6 protein-coding genes are annotated in these 8966 nt (G+C 58.8%); 4 read left to right on the top strand and 2 right to left on the bottom strand.

Annotation, left to right across the window (positions count from 1 at the left end):
• Positions 1-67: 67 nt before the first annotated feature.
• Complete coding sequence (locus AC3WTM_RS01950; protein ID WP_102669321.1) at positions 68-1435, bottom strand: CYTH domain-containing protein; 1368 nt, start codon at positions 1433-1435, stop codon at positions 68-70.
• A 157-nt stretch (positions 1436-1592) separates the two neighbouring features.
• On the opposite strand from AC3WTM_RS01950, the gene argE reads away from it, so the two are divergent.
• Together argE and argA are read left to right on the top strand one after the other, a co-directional pair.
• Complete coding sequence (gene argE / locus AC3WTM_RS01945; RefSeq protein WP_102669320.1) at positions 1593-2741, top strand: acetylornithine deacetylase; 1149 nt, start codon at positions 1593-1595, stop codon at positions 2739-2741.
• Between the two features lie 245 nt (positions 2742-2986).
• Positions 2987-4285, top strand: a complete 1299-nt coding sequence (argA, locus tag AC3WTM_RS01940) for an amino-acid N-acetyltransferase (protein ID WP_057712838.1) — start codon at positions 2987-2989, stop codon at positions 4283-4285.
• 140 nt (positions 4286-4425) lie between these two features.
• Here the strand turns inward: argA and tauA are convergent, their stop codons facing one another.
• On the bottom strand, positions 4426-5415 hold the full coding sequence (gene tauA, locus AC3WTM_RS01935) for a taurine ABC transporter substrate-binding protein (RefSeq protein WP_102669319.1): 990 nt from the start codon (positions 5413-5415) through the stop codon (positions 4426-4428).
• 361 nt (positions 5416-5776) lie between these two features.
• Here tauA and AC3WTM_RS01930 point away from each other — a divergent pair, with 361 nt between their 5' ends.
• Entirely contained in the window at positions 5777-7108 is a 1332-nt protein-coding gene (locus AC3WTM_RS01930; RefSeq protein ID WP_102669318.1) for an OprD family porin, read from the top strand.
• A gap of 412 nt (positions 7109-7520) precedes the next feature.
• Entirely contained in the window at positions 7521-8861 is a 1341-nt protein-coding gene (locus AC3WTM_RS01925; RefSeq protein WP_102669316.1) for an OprD family porin, read from the top strand.
• The last annotated feature ends 105 nt before the right edge of the window (positions 8862-8966 follow it).

Genomic DNA, 8966 nt, shown 5'->3' with positions numbered 1-8966 from the left:
AGCCAGGAGTCGATGCAGTAAATCCACACTGCCCCCTGTGGGAGCGAGCTTGCTCGCGATGGCGGTATTACAGGCGCAGCAACATTTTCCAGGCGCGGTTCTGATACACCGCAATCGCCTGCTGCTTACGTGCATCCAGGACTTCGTCGGTGATCGACTCGTTGGCCAGTTGCGCCAGCTTGTTCAACTCGCCGTACAGGCGATCCATTTCCGGAATCTCCAGCACGTTACGCGCATGGTGCAGCCAGACCTGGATGCGTTCGATGCGTGGCAGTTGCTCGGCCAGGTCTTCCGGCTGTTGCTGGTAGCGCTGCAATTGCAGCGAGTTGGCTTCTTCGCCCAGCAGGCGCGGCAACCAGCTGCCCAGCTGCGCAGCGCCCTGGCGATTGCCACGGGTGTTGCGGTCGGCAGCCCAGGTGCGGGCCAGCAGCCAGCGCGAGGTGGTCAGGGAGAACAGGCCCCAGCGCGGGTCTTCGAGTTCTTCGAGGAACTGCTCGGGCGCGGCTTTGCGCACGTCTTCGTCGTCCAGGCCGGCTTGTACCAGCGGACGCCAGTCTTCCAGCAAGGCATCGAGGGCGATGCGCAGATCGTGGGTCGACTGACGCGGAGCGGCCTGGCCCAGGCTGCTGATCAGCGCGCGCATTTCCGCGAGGCATTCGACCCAGTCCTGCAGCAGGCGCCAGTGACCATTGAAGCGATACTGCTCGGCCAGACGCTGGCTGCTGCCCAGCAAATGCCAGCTCAGCGCGGCGAACGCGTCGTCCAGCGGCGTTTCGGCGGTGATCTGCGGCGCCGGCAAGCTCAGCGAATAACTGTGGGCGTCGTACAGGCGATAACCGCGCTCGGCCTTGCTGATATCGCACGGCATCAGGGCCAGCTTCTCGGCCAGCTCGGCGGCCAGTTCCAGCAACGCGGCCGGCTCGCCTTCACGCAGTTCCAGTTCCAGCTCGCAGATTTCTTCTTTCTGCTTGCCGACCACGACGTGACCCAGGTCCAGCGCGGCTTCGATGACCACTTTGGTTTTGCCGCGACCCCAGGCGATTTCCGCGCGTTCGCGGACGAAATCGGTGGTGAAGATCGGCTTCAGGGTCTTCTTGTCCAGCTCGGCCAGTTCCTCGGGCCAGCATTCGCCGTCGAGTTTCTTCAAGTCGAGCTTGGCCTTGGGCAGGTTCCAGTCGTATTCGTTACGAACGGACAGACCGGCGACGCTCTGGCCGCGGGTCTTGAGGGTCTGAATCACTTCTTCGCCATCCTTGCGCAGGCGCAGGGCGACTTTTGCCTGGGCCAGGTCACGCTCGGGCGTGTCGAAGTACTGATTCATCAACTCACGGCGTTCCCAGCCACTTTTGTTGCGTTTTTTCAGTAACGGGTGCTCGCGCAGTGCGGCGAGGGTTTCGCGGCTGACGCGGAGTTTGATTTCGGTTTCTTTCTGCATGGCCGGAAAATCCAGGATCGGGAGCGCAGCCGGGGAAATGTGTGGCTGCCAAGGTCGTGCAGTGTACAGGACTCAAGGTTAGTACGCGCCGAGACGGTTTATTCATGTCATCGGTTGGTTCTATGATGGACTTCAATTCAGGTGCCGGGAGTCAGCGATGCCATTGCCGTCGATGAAAGAACAATTCGCTGCGTTGATCGCTGCACCGTCCGTGAGTTGCACCCAACCCAGTCTCGATCAAACCAACCGCCCGGTCATCGATCTGCTGGCGACGTGGCTTGGTGAGCTGGGTTTTACCTGCGATATCCAGCAAGTCAGCCCCGGCAAGTTCAACCTGCTGGCCAGTTTCGGCTCCGGCCCCGGCGGCCTGGTGCTGGCCGGGCACAGCGACACCGTGCCGTTCGACGGTGCGTTGTGGCAAACCGATCCGCTGAAGCTGACTGAAGTCGACGGTCGTTGGGTCGGCCTGGGCAGTTGCGACATGAAGGGCTTTTTCGCTCTGGCCATCGAGGCGGTCATACCGCTGCTCGATCATCCGTTCAAACAGCCGTTGCTGATTCTCGCCACTTGCGATGAAGAAAGTTCGATGTCCGGTGCCCGCGCGCTGGCCGAAGCGGGGCGACCGCTGGGGCGGGCGGCGGTGATCGGCGAGCCGACAGGGCTCAAGCCGATCCGCATGCACAAGGGCATCATGATGGAGCGCATCGACATCCTCGGCCAGAGCGGTCATTCCTCCGACCCGCGCCTGGGCCACAGCGCCCTGGAAGCCATGCACGATGCCATCGGTGAACTGCGTGGCTTGCGCTTGTTATGGCAACGCGAATTCCGCAATCCACAGTTTGGCGTGCCGACGCCAACGATGAATTTCGGCTGCATCCATGGCGGCGACAACCCCAACCGCATCTGCGGCCAGTGTTCGCTGGAATTCGATTTGCGGCCGCTGCCCGGCATGGACCCCAAGGTCCTGCGCGCCGAGATCCTGCAGAAGCTCAAGCCGATTGCCGAACGGCATCAGGTCAAGATCGATTACGCGCCGTTGTTCCCCGAAGTGCCACCGTTCGAGCAGGCCGAGGACGCAGAGCTGGTGCGCATTGCCGAAAAGCTCACCGGTCACAGCGCCGAAGCAGTGGCGTTCGGCACCGAAGCACCTTATCTTCAGCGCCTTGGCTGTGAAACGCTGGTGCTTGGCCCGGGTGATATCGCCTGCGCCCACCAACCGGGGGAATACCTCGAAATGTCACGTTTGCAGCCTACGGTGCATCTATTAAGGCAACTGATCGAACACTATTGCCTGACACCCGTGTAGGAGCGAGCTTGCTCGCGATGGACGTTAACGATGACGAGGGCTGCCTGGATGAGCGCGGTACCCTCATATCCATCGCGAGCAAGCTCGCTCCTACAGGGTTTTGCAGTTAAATTGCCGATGTCCCAACCCGTATTCATGAGGAGAGCGCGCGTGTCGCCAAGCCTGTTCCGACGATAACCATCAGCCCGCTGTGCGTTTTCAGTTTCGCCCTTTTTTCGGCTGCTATTTATTACAGGCCCAGGTTCATGCCCGAATACGTCAATTGGCTTCGTCACGCTTCGCCTTACATCAACGCCCACCGCGATTGCACCTTTGTCGTCATGCTGCCCGGCGACGGCGTTGAACACCCGAATTTCGGCAATATCGTCCACGACCTGGTGCTGTTGCACAGCCTGGGCGTGCGTCTGGTGCTGGTTCACGGTTCCCGCCCGCAAATCGAAGCGCGCCTCGCGGCCCGTGGCCTGACCCCGCATTACCACCACGGGATGCGCATCACCGATGCCGCGACCCTGGAGTGCGTGATCGACGCGGTTGGCCAGTTGCGCATTGCCATCGAGGCTCGCCTGTCGATGGACATGGCTTCGTCGCCGATGCAGGGCTCGCGCCTGCGGGTGGCCAGCGGCAACCTGGTGACGGCACGGCCGATCGGCGTGCTTGAAGGCGTCGACTATCACCACACCGGCGAAGTGCGCCGGGTCGACCGCAAGGGCATCAACCGTCTGCTGGACGAGCGTTCCATTGTGCTGCTGTCGCCGCTGGGCTATTCGCCGACCGGGGAGATTTTCAACCTGGCCTGCGAAGACGTCGCCACCCGTGCGGCCATCGACCTGGGCGCGGACAAGCTGCTGCTGTTCGGCGCCGACCTGGGCCTGATCGACGAACACGGGCGCTTGGTGCGCGAACTGCGTCCGCAGCAGGTGCCGGCGCATCTGCAACGGTTGGGCAGTAACTACCAGGCAGAATTACTCGATGCCGCGGCCGAAGCTTGCCGTGGCGGCGTGGCCCGCAGCCATATCGTCAGTTATGCCGAAGACGGTGCACTGCTGACCGAGCTGTTCACCCGCGACGGTGGCGGTACGCTGGTGGCCCAGGAGCAGTTCGAAGTCGTACGCGAAGCGGCCATTGAAGACGTCGGTGGTTTGCTGGATTTGATCAGCCCGCTGGAAGAGCAGGGCATCCTGGTGCGCCGTTCCCGCGAGGTGCTGGAGCGCGAGATCGAACAGTTCAGTGTGGTCGAGCGCGAAGGCATGATCATCGCCTGTGCGGCGCTGTATCAGATTGCCGATTCGGATGCCGGTGAACTGGCGTGCCTGGCGGTGAATCCAGAGTATCGCCATGGCGGTCGCGGTGATGAATTGCTGGAGCGCATCGAGACCCGCGCCCGGGCTCAGGGTTTGAAGACATTATTCGTCCTTACTACCCGCACCGCTCACTGGTTCCGCGAGCGTGGTTTTGTGCCGAGCAGCGTTGACCGTCTGCCGTCGGCGCGGGCGTCGCTGTACAACTATCAGCGTAATTCGAAGATCTTCGAAAAAGCCCTTTGATCAGGATACGGTCCTTGTAGGAGCAGCCGGTCGACGCTCGATTGCTCGCGAAAATCGTGAACGATAACGCGTAAACCAGATGCCCAGTGGCGTCCTTGGGTTTTTCGCGAGCAGGCTCGCTCCTACAGAGGTCGGTGGTGTTACTCGGCGACAAACTTCGCGCTGACATACGGCGAGTAATCCGGCAGCACCGTCTCCACCTTTCCTTGTTCCTTCAAGAATTTCGCCGTCTCGCCAATGGCCTTGGCCGTGCCGCCGTCCAGCAGCGCGGTGCTCTGTTGCGCCTTGGCATCCGGGAATGCGGAACCGGCCAGTAACTCCGGCACATCGGCGGCATTGGCGCCGGTCAGTTTGGCGATTTTCTGCACCGGTACCGAGTCGGCAGTCCAGCTGGCTTTATGCGCCGCGTAATCAGCAAAGGCGTCGAGGGTGACCTTGGCGAATCTGGCCACCACCTCCGGGTGCTTCTCGGCGTAATCCTTGCGTGCCACCCAGACCTCGAAGGTGGGTGCTCCCCATTGGCCTACTTGTGCAGCGTCGGTCAGGGTCTTGCCACTCTTGCGGATTTCCCCCAGGGCGGGCGACCAGACAAACGCGCCATCAATATCTCCCCGCTTCCAGGCTGCCGCGATTTCCGCCGGCTGCAGGTTCACCACTTTGACTTTCGAACTGTCCAGGCCCCAGTGCTTCAACGCACCGAGCAGGCTGTAGTGGGAGGTTGAAACGAAAGGCGTGGCGATGGTCTTTCCGATCAGATCTTGTGGTTTTTCGATGCCGCTGCCATTGCGCACCACCAGCGCTTCGGCGGCATTGATCTGCGCCGAGACGATGAACGCGACAATCGGCAGGTTGCGCGAAGCGGCAGCGGCCAGCGGACTGGAGCCGAGATTGCCGATTTGTACATCGCCGGAGGCAATCGCCGTGACCACTTCCGGGCCGCTGTTGAAGCGTCGCCAGTCGATGGGCTGGCCGATGGTTTTTTCATAAAGGCCATCGGCCTGGGGGACTTTGCTGGGGTCGATTCCGGTTTGATAACCGACGGTGAGGTTCGCCGCCTGGGCGGTGAAAGAAAATGCGAGAGATACACAAACTGTAACAATTGGTCTGGATAGTGCGCGCTTGATCGTCATGGGGCTGCCTTTCGGTAAGGATTTGTTTCCGGATTGCGTCAGAAACTAATCGATCTAAAAAAGCAAAAATAAATACCGTTTAGGAATTAGCTTATGAGCCGAACCCTTTGTTCTGGGGGGCTGGAAATTGAGCGCTAAATTCCTAAACGGTATTAGAAAAGAATCGGGTAATTCTTTTCAGGTTCATGACAAATTCATGACCCGGCAGGGACCAAAAAATCGGGGGTTAGACAAAGGTCGTAGACACACATGGTTACGATTGACTTGTGGGTCACGGTCTGGCGCTAATCGCGCATCTTAGGATTTCGGGCGACGACTCGAGACCAGGAATACAAGAACTAGAATCGAGAGGAGCTACACAATGAACAAGTCCACCTTGGCTTTGGCCGTGGCCGTAGGGGTTTTGGCGCAGCAGGCAGGCGCCGCAGGTTTCCTGGAAGACAGCAAGGCGTCCATCAGTTCCCGGACCATGTATTACAACAACGATAACCGTGAAGGCGGTGCGGATCAGAAAGAGTCCGCAGAAGGCTTGAAATTCGATTATCTGTCCGGTTTCACCCAAGGCACTGTCGGCTTCGGTATCGACGCCCAGGCACTGCTGGGTATCCACCTGGACGGCGGCAAGGGTCACCACCCGGACAACAACACCTTCTTCCCAAGCGACAGCGATGGTTCGGCCGTGTCCGAATGGAGCCGTGCAGCCGCTAACGTCAAGGCGCGCTTCTCGAAGACCGAAGCCCACCTGGGTGGCGCCCTGGCACCCAACTTGCCGATCCTGGTCGCGAACGACAGCCGTCTGCTGCCACAGACCTTTGACGGTGGCACCATCACTTCGAAAGAAATCGACAACGTGACCTTCAACGCAGGTCAGTTGGAGCATTCGGCGGGTCGCGCCTCTTCGAACTCCACCGGCCTGGCCGTGGCTGGCGGCACAGAGGACAGCAACAAGTTCTACTACGGTGGTGCTGACTGGAAGGTCACCAAGGACTTGACCCTGCAGTACTACCATTCGAACCTGAAGGACTACTACAAGCAGGACTTCCTTGGCTTGATCCACGTGTTTCCGATCGACGCCAAACAGTCCTTCAAAACTGATATTCGCTACTTCGACAGCAGCTCCGATGGCAAGAACGGTGATCCGGGTTTCCGTTTCAACAACAACAACGGTTTCGCCAGGACCCCAGGCGAGGTCGATAACAAGACCTGGAGCGCCATGTTCACCTATACCCTGGGTGGCAACGCCTTCCTGCTCGGTCATCAGCGCGTCAGCGATGATGGCGGTTTTGTCTACCTGAACCAGGGCAACGTGGTTGATGGCAATGGCCGTCCGGAAGGCAACGGCGGCGCCAGCTTCTACCTGTTCACCGACTCCATGATCAACGGATTTGTTCGTGCTGGTGAAAACACCACCTTCGGTCAGTACTCCTATGACTTCGCCGGACTGGGCGTACCGGGCCTGAAAACTTCGATCGCCTACCTGCATGGCGACAACATCAAGGCTACCAACGGCAGAGGCCCTGATGGCTCCGAGTGGGAACGCGACATGCGGATCGACTACACCATCCAGCAGGGCACTCTCAAAGGCTTCGGCGTAACGCTGCGTAATGGTGTCTACCGTGGCAGTGAAGTTTCCAACAACCCTGATGTTGACCAGACTCGTCTGATCTTCAACTACACCTACAGCTTCCTGTAACAAGCCTTGTAAAAAAGCCTCGCCTGCTGGCGAGGTTTTTTTTGTCTGTTTTTTAATATTCCATAAAGATCTTTACTGATTATTTATTATTCTTTTTAGTTTTTAAATATCCCGCTTAAAGTGCGCCTGTCCGGCACTCATCCCTGAGCCCGGATTTGGCGATTTCGTCCCTCGACAATAGGTCAGGTGCAGGAATCGGCCTTGCCGCCGATACCTCGGATCTGTCGTGGGAAGTCATATTCCTAAGTGATATTAAAAAACATCTAAAAATTCTTTTTGGCTTTAAGGCCATGTATCCTGCGGCCCGCCAAATGACCGGCCTAGACGGTTTGCCGCGAATTTATGCATTCAGGATCCCGGGCAATCGATTCGGGACCAGAAACATCAGAACTAGAAACGAGAGGAGCGAAACATGAACAAGTGCACCTTGGCCATGGCTGTGGCCGTCGGGGTTTTGACCCAGCAGGCAAGCGCCGCGGGTTTTATCGAAGACAGCAAGGCAACATTGGGGCTACGTAACTTCTACATCAACACCGACTACCGTGACGGAGCCGGTGCCAACAAAAACGAAGAGTGGGGTCAAGGCTTCGATCTGCGTTTCATCTCCGGTTATACCCAGGGCACCGTCGGCTTCGGCATCGATGCAATCGGCCTGTTGGGCGTGAAACTGGATTCGGGCGGCGGTACCAACGGCGCCACGGCGACCTCTTACGGCGGCACGGTTTTCCCGAGCAAATCCAACGGCGAGGCAGTTGATGATTTCTCCAGCCTGGGCCTGACGGCCAAAGCCAAGGTGTCCCAGACCGAATTGAAGCTGGGCACCCTGCAACCGAAAAACCCGGTGATTGTGACCAACGATGGTCGTCTGCTGCCGCAAACCTGGCAGGGTGGCCAGATCACGTCCGGCGACATCAAGGATCTGACCCTGGTTGGTGGCCAGATCGAAGCCGTTAAAGGCCGTAACTCCAGCAACAATGAGCAGATGTCGATTTCCGGCGCGAACACTCGCGGCACCAAATTCCGCGACAGCAACAAGTTCATCTATGCCGGTGGCGACTACAAGATCACCAAGGACCTGACGGCCCAGTACTACTACGGCAACCTGGAAGAGTTCTACAAGCAACACTTCCTGGGTCTGGTGCACAACTGGGCAATCGGCCCTGGCGTGTTGAAGTCGGATTTCCGTTACTTCAACAGCTCTGATGATGGTGCCAACGGTCACGACCCGTTGTACTTCACCACTGGCAACTACAACGCGCCAAACGGTAAAGGCAAGGTCGACAACAACCTGTACAGCGGCCTGTTCCTGTACACCGTTGCCGGTCACACCTTCGGTGGCGGTTATCAGGTCAGCAACGGCAGCAGCGATTTCCCTTGGTTGAACCAGGGCGACGGTTCGTCGAACTACACCATCACCGACGCGCAAATCCAGAAGTTCGGCCGTGCCGGCGAGCGTACCTGGCAAGCACGCTACTCCTATGACTTCGCCAAGGTCGGCGTACCTGGCCTGACGGCGGGTCTTGTTTACCTGCACGGCGACAACATCGATACCGTTAACGCCAAGGGTGGCGAGGCGGCCAACGGTGCTTCCGAGTGGGAGCGCGATCTGAGCGTGGCTTACGTCGTTCAGGAAGGTCCGCTGAAAAACCTGGGCCTGGCGTGGAAAAACGCGACCTGGCGCACCGACCTGCCGAACACACGTTCGCAGGACGAAAACCGCCTGATCGTCAGCTACTCGATCCCGCTGTTGTAATAGCGCTCGCGTAACCGAGACAAAAAAAGGTTCTTCACGGATTGCCGGGAAAGACGCTCTTGATCTTCATGAAAAAGAACTCACTATCCCGGTAACCGTACGCCA

Source organism: Pseudomonas sp. EU05-FHT14B02 (assembly GCF_058791055.1).
The sequence above is the reverse complement of the archived record's forward strand: the minus strand, read 5'-3'. Positions and strand labels throughout refer to the sequence as shown.